Here is a 2230-nt window from a genome sequence, read left to right on the forward strand (position 1 = left end):
GTAAACGCGGAAGACCACGAAAAAATAAACAAGTGGTCAAAGAGGAGTCGGAAACTTAACTGACTCCTCACTTCGCGGAGTTTTTAGTACAAACAGAATTTAAACTCAGAAGAAAAAGAAAAATTATTCAATTCAATTATTGTTGCGGGAATCTTATTGTCAATTACTAGCCTCTATTCAACGATACAGAATATTGCAGCTCTGGCTAATGTAGGATCGGTATTCTATTGGAGAGAGCTTACAGGAAATGGAAACTATTGTGCAACTTTAGCACTAGTGCTACTACTAACTTATCCATTCAGTGAACATTCATTCTCTCAGAGCTTCAAGAGAATTTCTTTGATTATTTGCTTGATAGAATTCATTATCACACTTTCAAGAACAAATATAATGCTGTTTATTGTCTTCTTTCTATGTGTAATATGGAACCGAAATCTGGGCAATAAGATTGTCAGGCACCTTCCAAAAATAGCAGTGATCATTATAGGATTTTTTTTGATAACGAAGTCCCTACTTCCAAACAATATTGTAGGAGATTATGTAACAAAACTATTTAATTCTTTTACTGAAGTATCCGCAAATGGCGATTGGTATAATTCAGTGATGATTCAGAATCACTGGAGAGGGTATGAAACCCATTGTGCGTTAAAGGAGTGGGAGAACTATAATTTAGTTTCACAGTTTATTGGAAGAGGTTTCGGAAAGCGCATCTTAGTAGGACCTTATGCATTTACTTTGTTAAAGCAGTTGAATAGTGATGGGACACCTGCTACTACCATTGCGGTTTTGCATAATGGATACTCGACTATGCTAATTAAATTGGGAGCAGTTGGGGTTGCATTATACCTGGCCTATTATATTATCCTGGTTTCAAACGGAGCGATAGCAAGTAAAAACAAAAGTGTTGACCGTTATAGCGCACGCCTGTTTTTAGGATGCGGATTGTTTCTACTAATTGTGACATATTTTTTGAATGGATTATATAAAGATGGATGTCCCTTTTATCCAATAATCATAATGGTAGGATACTTTTCTTATATAATAAAAGAAGAAAGAAGAACGGCATGTTCGATAAAATTAAAATAAAGATTAAATTCGAACTTATGAAGATCAGATGGAAGCAAAAAAATAAAAACAATTTCACTGCTCCTAAGCACCTATGTGATGTGTCCAAAATCGAGATTGGCGATTATACATATGGTGGAATAGATGCTGAATCATTTGGCTGTGAAAATGCTCATCTTACAATAGGTAAATTCTGCTCAATAGCTCAAAATGTAAGATTTATTCTTGATGGAGAACATAATTATAAGAATGTATCAACATATCCTTTTAAGGTGCGATTTGGAATAGAACGAGTCGAGGCCTTATGCCGTGGACCGATAATAATCGAGGATGATGTGTGGATTGGTGAGAGATCCGTTATCTTATCTGGAGTACATATTGGAAAAGGTGCAGTTATAGGAGCGGGAAGTGTGGTTAGAAAAGATGTGCCGCCGTATGCTATCTACGTTGGAGATAAAGTAACAAAGTATAGATTCTCACATCGGATAATAGAAAAGTTAAAAAGCATAGACTATTCAAATATCAATAGCAAAAATTTTGACAAGTATGCGAACTACCTATACCAGGAAATTGACGAAAATAATATTGATGAAATAGTCAGTAAAATTAATGGCATTTAATTGCAAAAGTGAATTTGGGAGATCAATTATGAAAACCATTGCGTTTTATTTACCTCAGTTTCATGAAACCCCAGAAAATAATAAGTGGTGGGGAAAGGGCTTCACAGAGTGGACGAATATGAAAAAGGCGAAGCCACTATTTGAAGGGCATTATCAGCCTCGTGTACCATTGAACAAAAACTATTATGATCTTAGTAATCCCAACACTATTCGATGGCAAGCAGAACTAGCGAAAGAAAACGGAATATATGGATTCTGTTTATACCATTACTGGTTCAATGGTAAACTCCTTTTGCAGAAACCCGTAGAACTATTACGAGATAATAAAGATATAGATATTCATTATTGTTTGTGCTGGGCAAATGAAAACTGGACTAATGGCTGGGTGTCTGATAAGGCGAACATCCTTATTGAGCATAATTTTAATGATAGAAGTTGTTGTCCGGCAAATTAAATGATGTCCCATCCGGCAGATTATTTCGCGCCGATTTTGGATTTCTACAGATGTGTCAGTCACTTTAAAAGTAACTGTTTCTGCGAATTGT

3 protein-coding genes are annotated in these 2230 nt (G+C 35.6%); all 3 read left to right on the forward strand.

Going from position 1 to position 2230, the window contains the following annotated elements:
• Positions 1–156 precede the first annotated feature (156 nt).
• The 3 genes from ACTQ1N_RS12515 to ACTQ1N_RS12525 are packed head-to-tail and all read left to right on the forward strand — an operon-like array spanning position 157 to position 2139.
• Positions 157–1086, forward strand: a complete 930-nt coding sequence (locus tag ACTQ1N_RS12515; protein ID WP_441956986.1) for a hypothetical protein — start codon at positions 157–159, stop codon at positions 1084–1086.
• Positions 1065–1685, forward strand: coding sequence for a CatB-related O-acetyltransferase (locus ACTQ1N_RS12520; RefSeq protein ID WP_441956987.1), 621 nt, complete (start codon positions 1065–1067; stop codon positions 1683–1685). Before ACTQ1N_RS12515 ends, ACTQ1N_RS12520 begins: the two co-directional genes overlap by 22 nt.
• Positions 1686–1713: 28 nt before the next feature.
• Complete coding sequence (locus ACTQ1N_RS12525) at positions 1714–2139, forward strand: glycoside hydrolase family 99-like domain-containing protein (protein WP_441956988.1); 426 nt, start codon at positions 1714–1716, stop codon at positions 2137–2139.
• The last annotated feature ends 91 nt before the right edge of the window (positions 2140–2230 follow it).

Origin of the sequence: Porcincola sp. LCP21S3_C12 (genome assembly GCF_052118625.1) — a bacterium.
GTDB lineage: Bacteria > Bacillota > Clostridia > Lachnospirales > Lachnospiraceae > Porcincola.

What these genes read in the sequence shown, in the direction of transcription:
- ACTQ1N_RS12525 (WP_441956988.1), top strand. Translation starts at nt 1,714, where the DNA reads ATGAAAACCATTGCGTTTTATTTACCTCAGTTTCATGAAACCCCAGAA.
- ACTQ1N_RS12520 (WP_441956987.1), top strand. Translation starts at nt 1,065, where the DNA reads ATGTTCGATAAAATTAAAATAAAGATTAAATTCGAACTTATGAAGATC.